Consider the following 16,311-nt stretch of genomic DNA (forward strand, 5'->3'; position numbering starts at 1 on the left):
AGTCGACTATGTGAGCACAGCGTCGATTGCCCCCTCGAGGTCGTCGATCAAGTCGTCGACGTGCTCGATGCCGACGCTCGCCCGGATCAGGCTGTCCGAGAGCCCAGCTTCGATGCGCTCCTCGCGGGGAATCGCGGCGTGAGTCATCGGTGCGGGCTGTTCGATCAGGCTCTCGACTCCGCCGAGGCTCTCTGCGAGCGTGAACACCTCGGTATTCGAGACGACCTCGCTCGCCTCCTCGAGGCTCGCGTCGAGTTCGAAGCTCAGCATGCCGCCGAAGTCGTCCATCTGCTCGGCGGCGATCTCGTGGCCGGGATGGGACTCGAGACCCGGATAGTAAACCCGCTCGACGTCGGGGTGATCGTTGAGGAAGTCGGCAACGGCGCAGGCGTTCTCGCAGTGTCGATCCATCCGGACGGGCAGCGTCTTGGTACCTCGAAGGACGAGGAAGGACTCGAAGGGACCGGGCGTCGCGCCGACGGAGTTCTGGTAGAAGCCCAGTCGCTCGTCGAGGTCTGCATCGTTCGTCAGGAGGGCTCCACCGACCACGTCCGAGTGGCCGCCGAGGTACTTGGTCAGCGAGTGCGAGACGATGTCCGCGCCCAGATCGAGCGGCCGCTGGAGGTATGGCGTCGCGAACGTGTTGTCGATCGCACACAGCGCGTCGCGGGCGTGGGCGATCTCTGCCGCCCCCTCGATGTCGACGATCGACATGAGCGGGTTGGTGGGGGTCTCGAGCCACAGGAGTGCCGTCTCCTCGCGGAACGCCGCCTCGATCTCGTTGAGGTCGGTCATATCGACGAAGGAAAAGTCGATGTCGTAGTCCTCGTAGACTTGCGTGAAGATGCGGTGGGTGCCGCCGTAGACATCGTTGCCGGTGACGACGTGGTCGCCGGCCTCGAGCAGGTTGAGCACGGTGTTGATCGAAGCCATCCCGCTGGCGAAGGCGCGGCCGTGATCGGCGTTCTCCAGGCTCGCGAGGTTCGCCTCGAGGTCCGTCCGGGTCGGGTTCCCGGTTCGGGAGTATTCGTAGCCGCGGTGGTCGCCCGGAGCATCCTGTTTATACGTGGTGTTCGCGTGGATCGGCGTCATCAGTGCGCCGGTCTCGTCGTCCGGTTCCTGGCCGGCGTGGATCGATCTGGTCTCGATCCGACGGTCAGAGTCGTCGTCCATACCGTCCCCAAGGGGATCGAACGGGGTTACTCTTGCTCCGGCGGGCAGGTCATCGACGGCCCTGCCGACCGCGCCCCGGATCCGCACGTTCTCGATAACCGCTCTGTTCTCACGCTGTGTGATTCTCGAGAGAGTATATTTGGTGGATTGTTATTTCATTCCGTATGCGCGTTCGACACGTCAAGTCGTCAACGGTCCTTGTCGAATCGGGAGACACATCGATCCTCTGTGATCCTTGGATCCTCGACGGTGCGTTCTACGGTGCTTGGGCCCACTACCCGCCGGTCAAACTCGAGCCCGAAGACTTCGACGTCGACTATATCTACATTTCGCATATCCATCCGGATCACTGCCACCGGGAGACGCTCGAGCGGCTCGACTCCGACATTCCGGTCCTGATCCACGACTACAACTGGGACTTTCTCAGACACAACATCGAGGCCGCCGGATTCGACGTTCGCGAACTGCCCCACGACGAGCGGATTCACCTTGGCGGTGACCTGCACGTGAACGTGCTCGCGTCGGATGACTGCGATCCAGAGGTCTGTGGCAATCACTTCGCCTGCGCGTGGATGGCTGAAGACGCCAGCACACAAGGCGTCGACGGCTCGACCCAGATCGATTCCATGGCCGTCTTCGACGACGGCGAGCACACCGTGCTCAATCTGAACGACTGTCGCTGGCCGATGTCCCGACACGCCGCCGGCCGAGTGAAACAGCAGTACGGCAAGATCGACCTGGCCATGTTGCAGTACACGTTCGCCGGCGGCTACCCGCAGGGGCGGATCGACTACTCTCACGAGAAACTGCTCGAGGAACGCGACGACCGCCGGCTCCAGTCTCTAGAGAACGCCGTCGGGTTCCTCGAACTACTCGAGCCCGACTACTATATGCCCTTCGCGGGGAGTTACACGCTCGCGGGCGATCTAGCAGATAGAAACGAGTACGTCGCCCGGTCGACGCGAACGCAGGCGCGAGACTACTTCGCAGACGAGGATCGGGTCGACGACGACGCCGAGTGCGTCCTCCTCAATAGCGGCGACTGGTTCGATGTCGCTGCTGGCGAGCAGTCTGTCCCCTACGAGCCCGTCGATCCCGACGAACGGCAGGAATACATCGAGACCGAACTCGCGGACCGGGAGTTCACCTACGAGTCGGATCCGATGCCGACGCTCGAGGCGTTTCGGGAGTACGTGCCGGCGGCCTACGAGAACTTCGACGCGAAGCGCCGCGGGATCGGGTTCGAATCGGAGACGGAGGTCGTCCTCTCGCTGGTCGACGACCACTACATGCGGTTTACGGCCGACGGCGGCGGACACGAGATTGTTGAGGGCCTACCGGAACGAACCGACCGGCGGCGAGTTCGGATGGAGATGGACCCCCGGCTGACGCTGCGAATTCTGAAGGGGCCGCGGTACGGCCACTTCAACAACGCCTACATCGGTTCCCATCTCGGTTTCTCGATCGAACCGGACATCTACGAACGGTCGCTGTTCTACGCGATGAGTTTCCTGCACGCCTGATATGCCGACTCAGACCGTCTCGGTGACGTGTCTCCTTCGAGACGGCAATCTCACACAGACGGTTGTCGTCCGAAACTGGCCGTCCGACGACCACCGAATTCATTGCAGTTCCCAGGCAGACGCAGGCGCACTGACCACCGTTGAGATGCCATACAGCGCAAGAATTCGATCTCGACGGATCGAGTTCTCGTCAGGGTTCGCGGCTGGCGACGCCGTCCGAGAACATTGAGAAAAAGGGAGGCGGAATACGTGTGTTTTATAACCGTCACCGGACAAAGCGGTCGTACGACTATGCCGAAATCTAATGGCCCTCGTCAGGGAACCCGAAGAAAGCTCGCGAACGATCCTCGAGACCGCGGTACCTCGCCGCCACAGCGTGCGATTCAGGAGTATGAGGAGGGGGAGAAAGTCCACCTAAAGATCGACCCAAGCATCCCGGATGGTCGCTTCCACCCGCGATTCGACGGTCGCACCGGTGAAGTCATCGGCAAACAGGGCGACGCCTTCAAGGTTGAGATCGTCGACGGCAGCAAGGAGAAAACGCTGCTCGTGACCGCCGCCCACATGCGCGCACAGAACCAGGAAAAGAGCCGGATATAACCGCAGGATGACGATCTTCAAAGAGATCGTCGACGAGGAGTTCCTGACGGTCTCGGAGACGAAGGAGCTGCTCGCCGACATCGAAGCCGAACGTGCGATGGACGAGGATCGCGAGCTGCGCTACGAGCTCGCGCGAGCGATCGAACACGCGAACCGATTCGCCGTCCTCGAGCCCGAGGAGGCCCAGACGCTCGTCGACGACCTGCTGGACATCGAGAAGGTTGACGAGCCGACGGCCTACAAGATCGCTAACCTGCTGCCACAGGACCGGGACGAACTCCGGTCGGTGTACGCACAGCAGCGGTACTCGCTGTCGGGGGACGAACTCGACGAGATTCTCAACGTCGTCGCGCAGTACGCCTGAGACGGTCGGCCGGAACGATATCGGCGTCTCAAGGGTGCGGATCGCCCGAAACCCTTCGTTGTCCGGTCGCCTGAAAGCGAGCCGACTCTTTAAGTACGCCGTCACCGTATTGTAAACCAATGAGCGAAGCCGATGGCGACGAGACGGACGTTCGGCGCGCGGTTGTGTTGGACTACCTCGCACACGGTCTGTCGGACGACGGCCGACCGCAGTACGCAAAGTCACCGGCAGGCTACGCTGTCGGCATCGATGACTTCCAGCTCTATCAGGTCGCGTTCGACGAGGACGAGCGGCTCACGATCGGCAGCGAAGTCGTCGTCGAACCGCCGGCCGAACGCGACATCGTTACCGAGTGTCACCGCGTCGAGTACGAGGACCTCTCCTCAGGTGCCCAGTCGGAACTCGAGTACGTCGTTGCCGACCTCGTCGAGGAGAACGAAGAGCGGTTCGTCGACTTCTACAACGATGCCCAGCCGATCACGCTGCGACTACACCAGCTAAACCTGCTGCCGGGGATCGGCAAGAAGCTCCGCAACGGCATCTTAGACGAGCGAAAGCGCAAACCCTTCGAGAGTTTCGAGGAGCTGTCCGATCGCGTCTCCGGGCTCCACGACCCCGATGAAATCCTCGTCGATCGCATTCTCGAGGAACTGCGCGACGACGACCTGAAGTATCAGACGTTCGTGGGTCGGCGCGAACAGGAACAGAACCAGTAGCGCGGCTCGCTCGAATGTGGTCGCGAGTTTTCCCCGCTTTCCGTCAATGAGAGAGAGAGAGCGCGCGGACTTTTTTGCGAGTGATTCGAGCGACCGTCGGAAGCGAGAACCCGTAGCGAAAGGGGACTGCGAGACGGTGCGTTTACACCTGCCCCAGCCAAAGCGCCGGCAATGAGAGATCCAGACGGACTGATCGCCCGGGCCGGCGTCCGCGGCGATCCGGACCGCGACCAGCACTTCCTCGTCGACGATCGCGTGCTGGACCGGCTGCCGACCTATCTCGAGGAGATCGATGCCGATACGAGCCACCTGCTCGAGATTGGCGGCGGAACGGGCGCGCTGACTGACCGGTTGCTTGCGGTCGGCGATGAGGTGACCGTCGTCGAGCGCGACCGCGAACTCGCCGCGTTCCTGCGCGAGGAGTTCGCCGAGGAGATCGACGCCGGCGAGTTAACCGTGATCGAGGGCGATGCTCTCGAGGTCGAACTCCCCGACTTCTCGGCGTCGGTGTCGAACCTTCCCTACGGCGTCTCGAGCGAGATCGCGTTCCGGCTGTTTCCAGAAAAGAAACCGCTCATTTTGATGTTTCAACAGGAGTTCGCCGAGCGGATGGTCGCAGAGTCGGGAACGAGCGAGTACGGTCGGCTCTCGGTCTCGAGTCAGCACTACGCGGATATCGAACTCGTCGAGTCGATTCCCAAGGAAGCGTTTTCGCCGCCGCCGGCGGTCCAGAGCGCGGTGATTCGAGCGATTCCGCGCGATCCCGATTACGCGGTCGAGGATGAGGAGTTCTTCCTGCGGTTCGTCAAGGCGCTGTTCACCCAGCGCCGGAAGACGATCCGCAACGCGATCCGGAACACGGCGCACATTTCCGGGCTTGCGGAGCCTGAAGCGGTCGTCGATGCGGCGGACGAGGACGTGCTGAGAAAGCGGGCCGGTGCGATGGCTCCGGCTGAGTTCGCCGCGCTGGCCCAGCTTGCGAGAGACGTCGGCGAGCCTACTGACGGCTGATCCCGACCGCCGGCAAGGCGGGTCGGCCGCTCCGCTCGAGTCGTGTAGGTATACCGCGGAGAACGACCCAACCAACGGATACTCAAAGCTGCGCGGACGACGAACTCGAGAGACGAACGCATGCTCGGATTCCTGACGCGGCTCAACTGGCTGTCGGAGCTGTTCCCAACGACGCCGCTAAAACTCGCGGTGTCGTTCGTCGCAGTCGGACTCATTGTCGCCGTGTTGCTCGCCTATCAGCGGGTTCATGCATGGATGGCCGAGCGAGTGAGGCCGCTGTACGCCGATGTCGTTTCGATGGCCCTTCTCATCAGCGCGTGTGCGGTCAGTACCGCCGTCGTCACGGGCGTTTGGGGTCGAACCGACGAGATCCAGCAGCTCTATCTGGACGACCCGAGCGGAAACACCGTTCCGCGCGCGATCTTTTCGTTCATTCTGCTCGTGCTGACGGTCATCGTGGCGCGGTTCGTCCGCCGGGTAATCGAGGAGGTGATGGACTCGACTGCGGTTGTCACCGAACACCAGCGGCAGGTCACCCACCGCCTCTCGCAGGTCATCATCTGGTCGGTCTCGCTCGTCGTCATTTTAGGCATCTGGATCGAAGATCTCGGCAGCCTGCTCGTCGGGGCCGGCTTCCTCGGGATCGTCCTCGGGATGGCCGCCAGGCAGACGCTCGGAACCGTGCTCGCGGGGTTCGTCCTGATGTTCGCCCGCCCCTTCGAGATCGGTGATTGGATCGAAATCGAGGACGACGAGGGGATCGTCACCGACATCTCGATCATCAACACGCGTATCCGGTCGTTCGACGGGGAGTACATCATGATCCCCAACGACGTCATCGCCTCGAGCATGGTGACCAATCGCTCGAAGCGGGGCCGACTGCGACTCGAGGTCGAGGTTGGCGTCGACTACGGAACCGACGTGGAACGGGCTGCCGACCTCGTGGAGGACGCACTCGACGACATAGACGAGGTGCTGTCCGCGCCGTCGCCGCAGGTGGTTGGCAAGTCCTTCGGTGACTCTGCGGTCCTGCTCGGTGTGCGGTTCTGGATCGACAAACCGAGCGCCAGACGCTACTGGACGGCCCGGACCGCTGCGATCGATGCGATCAAGCGAGCCTTCGAAGCCGAAGACATCAAAATCCCGTTCCCACAGCGCGAACTCTCCGGGCGGGCCGAGACAGGCGGGTTCCGGATCGCCGACGAGGGAACGACGACATCGTCCGAAGATACCGACGGCAAATCACGAGAACACCGCATGACGACACTGGAGAAAGACGAATGACGCTCGAGGATCGACGCGACGAGGAACCGGACGTCTACCAGCCCGCCGAGGACTCTCACCTGCTGGCCGAGGCGGCCTGCGAGCGCCTTTCGGGGGGCGAGACGGTCCTCGAGGTCGGCACCGGGTCGGGCTACGTCGCCAAACAAATCGCCGATGAGACGGACGTTCGCGTCATTGCATCGGATCTGAACCCCCACGCCGTCCGCCAGGCCAGCGCCGAGGGCGTCGAGACGGTACGAGCGGATCTCGTCTCGCCGTTCCGAGACGGGGCGTTCGACGCGGTCGCCTTCAATCCGCCCTATCTGCCGACCGATCCCGAAAACGAGTGGGACGACTGGATGGAGCGCGCGCTGTCGGGCGGCGAGGACGGCCGGGCCGTCATCGATCCCTTCCTCGAGCGCGTCGGTCGCGTGCTTGCGCCCGACGGGAGCGTTTACCTGCTCGTGAGCAGTCTGACGGGGGCCGACAAAGTGGTCGAAGAAGCCGGCGAACACGGGTTCAGCGCCGTGGCCATCGCCGACGAGTCGTTCCCCTTCGAGACGCTGACGGTGCTCGAGTTGCTCCGATAGCGGCCGAGATTCGAGCGGCGAGATACGTCATCAGAAGATTCTTTTCGAACGGGTGATAGGTTTCGGGGGATGCCCTCCACTCGACGGACGCTGCTGCGGTGCGTCGGCGCGACCGGTGCGAGCGTCGCGTTGGCGGGCTGTTCACAGCTCTCGCGACTCAGGGGACCAGATGAGCCGCCGCCGTCGGGCGTCGACCGTCTACCGGATCCCGGGAACAGCGCTCGCGGGGCCACTGGCGACTGGTCGACGTTCGGCTGCAACGCGGCTAACACCCGCGAGGTCGGTGATGGCGAGGCCCCGGTCGATGGCGTCACCGAGCGCTGGCGCGTAGAGGTCCCACAATTCACCCATCAGGCACCCGTCGTCGCCGGCGGGCGCGTCTATCAACCCGACGCGGACACGCTCCGGGTCCTCGACGCCGCCGAGGGAACGGAACTGTGGACGGTCGAGGGCGTCGGGACAGTGCCGCTGATCTGGAACGATGTCGCCTACGTTTCGACCGGGGCCGCGATTCGCGCGCTCGAGGCCGACACCGGCGAGCAACTGTGGGAACGGGAACTCGAGACACCCGGGCGAGTGACGGTGCCCTCGACGCGCGCCGGAGAGCAACTCGTCTGCGGCGCGGGGGAACGAGTCGTCGCGCTCGAGCCCGACGACGGGACGATCCAGTGGGACCGCGAGGTCTTCGGACAGGTCCAGGACCATCCTGCCGTCTTCATGGTACACTGGTTCGTAATCGCTACTCAAGCCGGGATGGTGTATCTGTTGGACAGGGACGGAATGGGCGGACGACGGTGGCAACTACCTGCCGAGCCGACGGCGCCGCCCAGCGCGGACACTGACTCGGTCTACGTCAACTGCAGAAACGGAACTACGTACACGTTGATGGGCGATGGGGTTGGGCTCTCGGACTCGGGGATCAACTGGCGGGTCGATACCGGCTGGGCCGACCGCGGGATCGCTGTGGCCGACGATCTCGTCCTCGTCGCAAACGGGCAGGAGCTTCAGGCCGTCGATACCGAATCCGGAGAGCGGCACTGGGAATACGACATCGGTGACTGGCGACACACCGCACCGGCGTACGGTCGCGACACTGTCTTCGTCGGCGGCGATCGCCTCCACGCTCTGGACCCGACACCGGGAGACAGTCCAGGCGGCGGCCCTGCAGTCCGGTTCGAGCGAGAGTTCGCTGGACGCGTCGGCCCTGGACCGGTTCTCGACGACGGCACGATCTACGTCGTCGCGCAGGTCGACGACGAGACGTACGCCCTATTGGCACTGAAGTGATACCGTGAACTCACGTTGCGATCCTCAGACTCGAGTTGGTTCGCTGCTTGATAGGGGACCGTCTCGGTCCCGTTTCCGACGGTCATTCCTCGGGTAGCCGCCACGTGGCACGTGTTCACGTCCGTCTCGAAACCGGACCACGGAATCGGCCGAACTCCGCAAAAATTACTCCAATGTATTAGTTTGGATGGAAAATATTAAGCGTCGGTATAGCCTATCCGGGCCTACGATGACTGAGTACGTTTCGACCACACCGGGGCTGTATCCGCTCCCGGACTGGGCGAAAGACGACCTCTCGGACCTCAAAGGTCACCAGAAACACGATCTCATCAGCGGCGACGAGGGTGAGGAATTACCGCGGCCTACGAGGAGGCTCGCGAAGAAGTGATCGGCGTCCAGCAGGACGCCGGCCTCGACCGCGTCGTCGAGGGCCAACTGCGTTGGGACGACATGCTCGCCCACCCGCTGGCCGTCGCCGACGCCGTCGAAACGCGTGGTATCGTCCGCTACTACGACAACAACAACTTCTACCGAGAGCCAGTCGTCCAGGCCGACCTCGAGCCTACTGGCGATGTCGCGTCGGAGCTCGAAACGACCGCCGAACTGGCCCAGGGCGACGATCTGCAGGCCGTCCTCCCCGGCCCGTACTCGCTCGCGGACCTCGCAACTGACGAACACTACGGCGACGACGCCGAGTTCCTCGGCGCAATCGCGGAGTTCCTCGAGGGCGAGGTCAACGCCTTCCCCGACGTCGAAACGCTGTTCCTGCTCGAGCCCTCGCTGGTCGAGAACGTACCCGCGGACGGCGAAGACGAGCGAGCGAGTGAGGCAATTGACCGAGTCGCGAGCGCGACCGACGCGGACGTCGTCGTTCAGCCCTACTGGGGCGCGCTCGAGGAGAAGGTCTACGCGCACCTGCTCGACGCGGACATCGACGCGGTCGGCTTCGACTTCGTCGCGAATCAGGACGACAATATCTACAACCTTCAGGAGTACGGCGCGACGGACGACGTCGCACTGGGCCTCGCGGACGGCCAGAACACCCTCGTCGAGGATCCCGAAGCGATCCGTGACCGAGTCGAGTGGGTCGAAGGCCAGCTCGGCGTCACCGACTTCGAGACGGTCTACCTGACGACGAACACCGAGACGTTCTACCTACCCTACGGCAAGTACGTGGAGAAACTCGAAGTTCTAGCCGAAGCCGCGGACCTCGCGGAGGTGAAAGCAGCATGAGCACGAACGAAAACAAAGATCAGTTCCGACCCGCAGATCACGAGAACGATAACTTCCTGCTGACGACCGTCGTCGGCAGTTATCCCAAGCCCAAGTGGCTCAACCGTGCGAAGGAGCTCTATCAGGACGAGGACCACGGTTTCGATGAGGACGACTATCAGGAAGCCAAGAACGACGCGGCCCGCCTCATCACGAACGAGCACGAGCGCGCCGGCCTCGACGTCGTTGTCGACGGCGAGATGCGGCGCAACGAGATGGTCGAGTTTTTCGCCCACCGAATCGAGGGCTACGAGTTTAACGGCCCCGTCAAGGTCTGGGGACACAACTACTTCGACAAGCCCAGCGTCGTCAGCGAGGTCGAGTACGACGAGAATTGGCTGGTCGACGAGTACGAGTTCACCGCTGAAGCGAGTAACCGCCCAGTAAAGGTCCCGATCACGGGCCCCTATACCCTCGCGAACTGGTCGTTCAACGAGGCCTACGAGGATGACGACGAACTCACCTTGGAGCTCGCCGACCTCGTCAACGAGGAGATCGAGAAGCTCGTCGACGCCGGCGCTCGCTACATCCAGATCGACGAGCCCGCACTCGCGACCACGCCCGACGACCACGCCATCGTCGGCGAGGCCTTAGAGCACATTGTCGCCGATATCCCCGAGGAGGTCCGCATTGGTCTCCACGTCTGTTACGGCGATTACTCCCGCATCTACCCCGAGATCCTCGAGTTCCCGGTCGACGAGTTCGACCTCGAACTCGCCAACGGTGACTACGAGCAGCTGGATGTCTTCAAAGATCCCGAGTTCAGCAAGGATCTCGCACTCGGCGTCTGTGACGCTCACATCGCCGAAGTCGAGTCAGTCGAGCAGATCGAAGAGAACATCAAAAAGGGTCTCGAGGTCGTGCCGCCGGAACAGCTCGTCGTCTCGCCGGACTGCGGCGTGAAGCTGCTGCCCCGCGAGGTCGCCTACGGCAAGATGGCGAACATGGTGCAGGCGGCCCGAAACGTCGAGGAAGACCTCGACGCGGGCAACATCGACGTCGAGCGCGGTGCGCCGACGCCGGCCGACGACTGACGCGGTTCGCCACGTCGTTACGTTTATCCGGCGGTTCGTTGCCAGCTGAGGTCTCATCTGAGTTTTCTGCTCTACGATTTCCGTTTCGACGGCCGCATCCGTCTGTGCCTCGTGGGAGACGGTCACACGCATATTACGTCCGAAGACACTGTTGAATCAAGAAACAGGAGTTGGACACAAGTGTTACCTGGTAACCTTCCTGTCCGATAATATATACATGGGTCGAGTTCGAAGAAACGGTCGATGCAAGATTCTCTCGAGGCCCGACATGAACTGCGCGACGACGTCGCCGAGCATCGCGAACCAGACCACGACATCGATCCGCTGTTCGTCAATCGATGGTCGCCGCGTGCAATGACCGGCGAACCGCTCGATGAGGAGGAGTACCTCCCGCTGTTCGAGGCTGCCCGCTGGGCACCCTCCGCGTTCAACAATCAGCACTGGCGGTTTTGCTATGCGAGCCGTGAGGACGACGAGTGGGACACCTTCGTTGACCTCCTGGGTGAAGGGAACCAGGCATGGGCGACCGACGCAGCCGTTCTCACAGTCATCGTCTCCAAGACGACGTTCGACCACAACGGCGAACCGGCCCCCGTCCACTCCTTCGACACCGGTGCGGCCTGGGAGAACCTCGCACTCGAGGGCGCACGCCGTGACTTGGCTGTCCACGGGATGGCCGGCTTCGATTACGAGCGCGCGGCCGAGGAACTCGACGTTCCCGACGGGTTCGCGGTCGAAGCAATGGTCGCGATCGGCGAGCGCGCACCGCCCGAAACACTTCCCGAGGAACTTCAAGAACGCGAGCAGCCGAGTGACCGCAAACCGCTCGCGGAAACCCTCCACCGCGGCGGCTTCGAGTAAGCCGCTGTCCTGCGATCCGATCGCTCGAGACTACACTACAACTACTTCTGGAAGATCTACGCGGTTCGGCGGTTCTGCGACGTTGCGCTTCCGTCGAACCCGTCAGGTCACGGTCGGCTCGAGTCGTCGATTCGAATCGGTCAGTCTTGTTCCGTAATCGGGACCCGTTTCTTCCCGAGATGGCGCGGCTCTATTGGCTGGTGTAGGACTCCATTTTCGTTTCTCTCCCCATACATATCGTATTTAGGATCTCGTGAAGGAATATTTATTAAATTCCGAGTTGTTATGTGTTATCGCATGTCTGGCGATAGACCATCGAAATCAGAATCGGGAACAGTCGACGAATCGCGGCGGACGTTCATGAAGGCGACTGGGGCAGCGACGGCGGCGTCCGCGGTCGGCGTCGGCACAACGGCCGTCGCGGCCGACCGCAACGGGACGGACGTCGACGATATGATCGAGAACCTGACCCTCGAGCAGAAGGTAGGACAGATGACCCAGGTTGCGATCGACGAACCGGAGGAGGGGTTCGATCCGGACGATCCGTACACCACTCACGATGACGTCGATACCATCGGCGAGCTGTTCACGGAGTACCATCTCGGCTCGATCATCAACGGGGGCGCGTCGGGCCCGACGTGGGACGGCGAGGAGTTCGTCGCGGGACTCAACGGGCTCCAGCAGTACGCCGTTGAGAACACGGACCACGGAATTCCGTTCCTCTGGGGTGGCGACGCACTCCACGGGAACACCTTGCTCGACGGCTGTACGAGCTTCCCACAGCGGCTCAACATGGGTGCGACCCGCGACGTCGATCTGGTCGAGGCGGCGGCGACCCATACCGGGAATGAGATCGCGGCAATGGGTGGGCATTGGATCTTTGGACCGACGGTTGACGTGCTCCGCGACATGCGCTGGGGGCGGTACTTCGAGGGCCACAGCGAGGACTCGATGCTGTTGGGTGAACTGGGGAAGGCGCGAGCGCGTGGGTTCCAGCGGACTGGTCGCGTCGCCGCGACGGTTAAACACTTCGCCGGCTACGGGACGCCCAACACCGGCAAGGATCGCGCTCACGCCCGCACGTCGATGCGCGATTTCCGCACCAGACAGCTTCCGGCCTACGAGCGAGCACTCGAGGAAGCCGAGACGGTGATGGTCAACAGTGGGGCGGTCAACGGAAAACCCGCTCACGTCTCGCAGTGGCTGCTGACGCAGGTGCTGCGGGAGCGATACGGGTTCGATGGCGTCGTCCTCACCGACTGGGACGACTTCGATCGACTGCTCTCCAACCACGAGTACCTGCCCGATACGGCGGAGGGCTGGCGCGAGGCGGTCAAGCAGGGACTCGAGGCCGGTATCGATATGCACATGTGTGGCGGGGAGACGCCGCCGACAGACTTCATCGAGACGACGATCGATCTCGTCGTGAGCGGCGAGATCGCCGAGGAACGCATTGATGAGTCGGTCCGTCGCATTCTCGAGCTTAAGCGCGACCTCGGTCTGTTCGCTCGGCCCTACGTCCCCGAGGACGAGATCAGTGATCTCGTCGGCGGTTCACGGGACGTCTCCGAGCGACTCGCCAAGGAATCGCTAGTCCTGTTGGAGAACGAGGACGACGTTCTGCCGCTCGAGGGGTCGGACGATGTGCTGTTGACCGGCCCCGGAGTCGAGGAGGGGACGCCGAATCGATTCCTGATGCAACACGGGGGCTGGACGCTCGGCTGGCAAGGGATCGAGGACGGTACCCTGACCGAAGACGGGCCGCGGCCGCGTCAGAACACGATCGCAGGCGAGCTCTCGGATCGACTCGGCGAGCAGTTCACCCACGTGCCGACTGAGTTCGAGGCCGCGCCCTACGAGAGCATCTACGAGAACTTCGATAACGGGTTCTTCGACGTCACTGACGAGCAGAAAGCGGCGGTCGTCGACGCTGCCGACGCGGCCGACGCCGTCGTCGTCGTACTCGGCGAGGGCCCGCACAACGAGGGCTTCGGCGATCGCGACAAGATGCGTCTCCCCGAGGCACAGCGGGACCTCGTGGAACTGGTCGCCGAGGAAACCGACGACGACGTTCCGCTCGTCGGTGTGATCGTCGCCGGGAGTCCGCGCGGGACCGACGAGACGTTCGACCGCCTCGACGCCGCCCTGTTCGCCGGCCAGCCCGGCAGCGACACCGGCGTCGCGGTCACTGACACGCTGTTCGGCGACTACAACCCCTCGGGACGGCTCCCGTTCACCTGGGAAGCCAACGTCGGCCATGTCCCCCTCTTCTATGACGACTATCCGCCGCGCCAGTCCATCGGTGCGGCGGGTGGGATGGTCCAGTACGAGTTCGGACACGGCCTCTCTTACACCGGTTGGGAGTACTCGGAGCTCTCGCTCTCGCGGGACACTGTCGGCAATCCCGCTCGGAACCCGTCCGTTACGGCTCGAGTTACCGTCGAGAACACCGGCGAGATGGCCGGCGAACACATCGTCGAAGTGTACAACACCGAGTTCTACGGGTCGGTGCTTCAGCCCCAGCGCCGGCTGATGGGCTTCGAGCGAGTCGATCTCCGTGCCGGTGAATCTTCGACCGTCGACATCGAACTCGACCTCTCGACGCTCGAGGTCGTCCCCGGCGACGTACCCGGAAACCGGGCCAAAGTGGTCGAAGCCGGTGGGTACGAACTCTCGGTCGGCGACGAGACGACGACACTGACCGTCGCGAACACGGCGTCGATCACGGACCCTGAGCCGGTCCCCGGCCGGTACGACATCGACGGAAACGGCAGCGAGGACTTCGAGGACGTCATGACACTCTACCGCCGGCTCAAACGACGCGGTGACGCCGGGAAGCGTTCCTCTCCGCGAACGTACCGCTGAACGGTCGTCACCGCCAAACACGGCCGTCAGGCACGGTCGATACTGACCGACCGTCCGCCGCTGTCGACGACGATCGTCCCGTCGCGGTGGACGACGATGCCGTACCCGAGCAGGGCGAGTTCGAAGAGTACGTCGCTTCCCGACCCACCGTCGCTTTCGAGCGATTCCTCGACGGCGAACGTGAGCGACTCGAGCGTCGGATCGCCGCCCGCGATCGCCTCGATCGTCGTCGCCGGGACGTCTCGGATCACGCCGTCGACGGTAAACGCGATCACGTCAGGTCGTGTATCGCTCGATTCCGAGCTGTCCCCTGCGACCGATTCGAGCGCATCGAGCCCGTCTCCGATAGCGTCCTCGTCCGGCGTTGCGACGCCGACATCGACGTTCTCGAGGCGAAGCGATGCCGGCCCCATCAGATCGATTGCTATCGGTTCCGCGTCCTCGACTGCTACCGTGATGCGGACGGGATCCAGCGCCGCCCCCTCGAACTCGGCGAGCAATGCGTCGGTCACTGTCAGCTGTCCCTCGATGGTGACTGCGAGCCGATCGGGCGCTCGGTTCTCGATATCAGTGTCGGTCAGATCGATATTCTCGTTCTCGTCGAGAGTGATTGTCACAGTCATCCGATCCCCTCGGTACGTGACGATAGGGGCCGAGCGCGTGAAATGGTATCGTATAGCCCGGTAACTGCGCGGAAACGGTCTACGATGGTACACTGCGAAGCGCTACCGACCAGGCCGGTGAACGACCGCCCGTGGCACTCGAGATCAGTGGTCTCGGCTCCGATTCGCGGGTCAGTCGTACGTGAACAGTCGAACGTCGCAGTCGGGACAGATCAACCTCTCGGCAGGCGTAGATCCGATTGGCGTCACCTCGCCACAGCAGGTCGACCGCGAGACGGTCAGGTCGCCGTCGCAGCGGGGACATCGATCGAGCAGCGACCGCAACGGGCGGCCGGCGGCGAGACGGATGGCTTCGTCGTCGATCCGGGACTCGAGGGCGCGGGCGGCGGCGAGTTCGGCGACGGCCACCGCTTCACCGAACGAGACACTCCGACCTCCGTCGCCCTCGAGACGGATGGCCGAGTCTCGACCGCGCCAGTCCCGACCGACCCGCACGTCGATCGACGGGTCGGTCAGGTCGTTCGCTTCGGCGGCGAGCCCCGCGAAGCCGAGATCGCGGAGACGGGCCATTTTTCGATGCCACTCGTCCCGGAACGATTCGTCGAGGGCGAGTTCCTCACCAGCGGGGACGACTACGCCCACCTCGAGCAGGGCGGTGACGACCGCTTCGCCGGTCGGTACGTCTGTCTCGGCCGTCTCGTCGGTCGCGATGCCGGTATCCGACAGCGAGCCGGCGTCGCGACCGGTGTGGTCGCCATGGTCGACGAACCCGAAGGGGAGCGCGGTGACCAGTCGCGGCGCGAACCGGGGCGTGTACGGTACGAGGTACCCGCGCAGCCAAATCGCGACGATACCGATGACGGCGACTGCCGCGGCGACGGTCCGGCGACCGGCGATCGTCAGGACGCCGACGCCGATCGTCAGCAGGACGCCGTTCGTGACCGTACATGGCCAGCACCGATTGTCACCGGTGTACTCCGGCCGTCGGATCCATTCCGTCGTGTCGATCATACAGGATCGGTTTCCGGGCAGTTACCTTGAATATGGCTACCACAGTCACGCTTTTTTACAACGGGTGTTATACTCAACCGAGATGACTACAGGTAGAACGGATACCCGATCGACGGAT

14 protein-coding genes and 1 pseudogene are annotated in these 16,311 nt (G+C 63.3%); 12 read left to right on the plus strand and 3 right to left on the minus strand.

Going from position 1 to position 16,311, the window contains the following annotated elements; all coding sequences use genetic code 11:
- Positions 1-6: 6 nt before the first annotated feature.
- Positions 7-1,173, minus strand: coding sequence for a cystathionine gamma-synthase (locus K6I40_RS27030; RefSeq protein ID WP_222918471.1), 1,167 nt, complete (start codon positions 1,171-1,173; stop codon positions 7-9).
- Between the two features lie 164 nt (positions 1,174-1,337).
- On the opposite strand from K6I40_RS27030, the gene K6I40_RS27035 reads away from it, so the two are divergent.
- The 12 genes and pseudogenes from K6I40_RS27035 to K6I40_RS27090 all read left to right on the plus strand — a co-directional run bounded on the left by K6I40_RS27035 (position 1,338) and on the right by K6I40_RS27090 (position 14,559).
- On the plus strand, positions 1,338-2,696 hold the full coding sequence (locus K6I40_RS27035; protein WP_222918472.1) for an MBL fold metallo-hydrolase: 1,359 nt from the start codon (positions 1,338-1,340) through the stop codon (positions 2,694-2,696).
- A gap of 291 nt (positions 2,697-2,987) precedes the next feature.
- Positions 2,988-3,296, plus strand: coding sequence for a 50S ribosomal protein L21e (locus tag K6I40_RS27040; RefSeq protein ID WP_222918473.1), 309 nt, complete (start codon positions 2,988-2,990; stop codon positions 3,294-3,296).
- A gap of 7 nt (positions 3,297-3,303) precedes the next feature.
- Positions 3,304-3,660, plus strand: a complete 357-nt coding sequence (locus K6I40_RS27045) for an RNA polymerase Rpb4 family protein (RefSeq protein ID WP_222918474.1) — start codon at positions 3,304-3,306, stop codon at positions 3,658-3,660.
- Between the two features lie 119 nt (positions 3,661-3,779).
- A complete protein-coding gene (locus K6I40_RS27050) occupies positions 3,780-4,376 on the plus strand; it encodes a DUF655 domain-containing protein (protein ID WP_222918475.1) in 597 nt (198 codons plus the stop codon).
- A 171-nt stretch (positions 4,377-4,547) separates the two neighbouring features.
- A complete protein-coding gene (locus tag K6I40_RS27055) occupies positions 4,548-5,387 on the plus strand; it encodes a 16S ribosomal RNA methyltransferase A (protein ID WP_222918476.1) in 840 nt (279 codons plus the stop codon).
- A gap of 120 nt (positions 5,388-5,507) precedes the next feature.
- Positions 5,508-6,671 (plus strand): mechanosensitive ion channel family protein, encoded by a 1,164-nt coding sequence (locus K6I40_RS27060; protein WP_222918477.1) that lies wholly within the window; start codon positions 5,508-5,510, stop codon positions 6,669-6,671.
- Positions 6,668-7,240: a HemK2/MTQ2 family protein methyltransferase gene (locus K6I40_RS27065; protein ID WP_222918478.1), complete on the plus strand. Its 573-nt coding sequence runs from the start codon at positions 6,668-6,670 to the stop codon at positions 7,238-7,240. The genes K6I40_RS27060 and K6I40_RS27065 overlap by 4 nt, the downstream gene beginning before the upstream one ends.
- 69 nt (positions 7,241-7,309) lie before the next feature.
- Positions 7,310-8,527 (plus strand): PQQ-binding-like beta-propeller repeat protein, encoded by a 1,218-nt coding sequence (locus K6I40_RS27070; RefSeq protein WP_222918479.1) that lies wholly within the window; start codon positions 7,310-7,312, stop codon positions 8,525-8,527.
- 229 nt (positions 8,528-8,756) lie between these two features.
- Positions 8,757-9,760 (plus strand): annotated as a pseudogene (locus K6I40_RS27075) (5-methyltetrahydropteroyltriglutamate--homocysteine methyltransferase).
- On the plus strand, positions 9,757-10,833 hold the full coding sequence (locus tag K6I40_RS27080; RefSeq protein ID WP_222918480.1) for a methionine synthase: 1,077 nt from the start codon (positions 9,757-9,759) through the stop codon (positions 10,831-10,833). The pseudogene K6I40_RS27075 and the gene K6I40_RS27080 overlap by 4 nt, the downstream one beginning before the upstream one ends.
- Positions 10,834-11,076: 243 nt before the next feature.
- Positions 11,077-11,694 (plus strand): nitroreductase family protein, encoded by a 618-nt coding sequence (locus K6I40_RS27085; protein WP_222918481.1) that lies wholly within the window; start codon positions 11,077-11,079, stop codon positions 11,692-11,694.
- Between the two features lie 297 nt (positions 11,695-11,991).
- Positions 11,992-14,559 carry a glycoside hydrolase family 3 N-terminal domain-containing protein gene (locus tag K6I40_RS27090; protein WP_222918482.1) on the plus strand — a complete coding sequence of 856 codons (2,568 nt, stop codon included), beginning with the start codon at positions 11,992-11,994 and terminating at the stop codon, positions 14,557-14,559.
- A gap of 26 nt (positions 14,560-14,585) precedes the next feature.
- Here the strand turns inward: K6I40_RS27090 and K6I40_RS27095 are convergent, their stop codons facing one another.
- The gene (locus K6I40_RS27095; RefSeq protein ID WP_222918483.1) at positions 14,586-15,182 is read right to left on the minus strand and encodes a hypothetical protein; all 597 of its coding nucleotides are present in this window, start codon (positions 15,180-15,182) and stop codon (positions 14,586-14,588) included.
- A 171-nt stretch (positions 15,183-15,353) separates the two neighbouring features.
- Entirely contained in the window at positions 15,354-16,193 is an 840-nt protein-coding gene (locus tag K6I40_RS27100; protein ID WP_222918484.1) for a hypothetical protein, read from the minus strand.
- Between the last annotated feature and the right edge of the window lie 118 nt (positions 16,194-16,311).

It is taken from the genome of Natrinema sp. SYSU A 869 (genome assembly GCF_019879105.1).
Classification (GTDB): domain Archaea; phylum Halobacteriota; class Halobacteria; order Halobacteriales; family Natrialbaceae; genus Natrinema.

Excerpts from the sequence above, each read along its gene's own strand:
- K6I40_RS27055 (WP_222918476.1), top strand. The coding sequence starts at position 4,548 with ATGAGAGATCCAGACGGACTGATCGCCCGGGCCGGCGTCCGCGGCGAT.
- K6I40_RS27080 (WP_222918480.1), top strand. The coding sequence starts at position 9,757 with ATGAGCACGAACGAAAACAAAGATCAGTTCCGACCCGCAGATCACGAG.
- K6I40_RS27035 (WP_222918472.1), top strand. The coding sequence starts at position 1,338 with ATGCGCGTTCGACACGTCAAGTCGTCAACGGTCCTTGTCGAATCGGGA.
- K6I40_RS27085 (WP_222918481.1), top strand. The coding sequence starts at position 11,077 with ATGCAAGATTCTCTCGAGGCCCGACATGAACTGCGCGACGACGTCGCC.
- K6I40_RS27065 (WP_222918478.1), top strand. The coding sequence starts at position 6,668 with ATGACGCTCGAGGATCGACGCGACGAGGAACCGGACGTCTACCAGCCC.
- K6I40_RS27050 (WP_222918475.1), top strand. The coding sequence starts at position 3,780 with ATGAGCGAAGCCGATGGCGACGAGACGGACGTTCGGCGCGCGGTTGTG.
- K6I40_RS27095 (WP_222918483.1), bottom strand. The coding sequence starts at position 15,182 with ATGACTGTGACAATCACTCTCGACGAGAACGAGAATATCGATCTGACC.
- K6I40_RS27045 (WP_222918474.1), top strand. The coding sequence starts at position 3,304 with ATGACGATCTTCAAAGAGATCGTCGACGAGGAGTTCCTGACGGTCTCG.
- K6I40_RS27090 (WP_222918482.1), top strand. The coding sequence starts at position 11,992 with ATGTCTGGCGATAGACCATCGAAATCAGAATCGGGAACAGTCGACGAA.
- K6I40_RS27100 (WP_222918484.1), bottom strand. The coding sequence starts at position 16,193 with ATGATCGACACGACGGAATGGATCCGACGGCCGGAGTACACCGGTGAC.
- K6I40_RS27070 (WP_222918479.1), top strand. The coding sequence starts at position 7,310 with ATGCCCTCCACTCGACGGACGCTGCTGCGGTGCGTCGGCGCGACCGGT.
- K6I40_RS27040 (WP_222918473.1), top strand. The coding sequence starts at position 2,988 with ATGCCGAAATCTAATGGCCCTCGTCAGGGAACCCGAAGAAAGCTCGCG.
- K6I40_RS27060 (WP_222918477.1), top strand. The coding sequence starts at position 5,508 with ATGCTCGGATTCCTGACGCGGCTCAACTGGCTGTCGGAGCTGTTCCCA.
- K6I40_RS27030 (WP_222918471.1), bottom strand. The coding sequence starts at position 1,173 with ATGGACGACGACTCTGACCGTCGGATCGAGACCAGATCGATCCACGCC.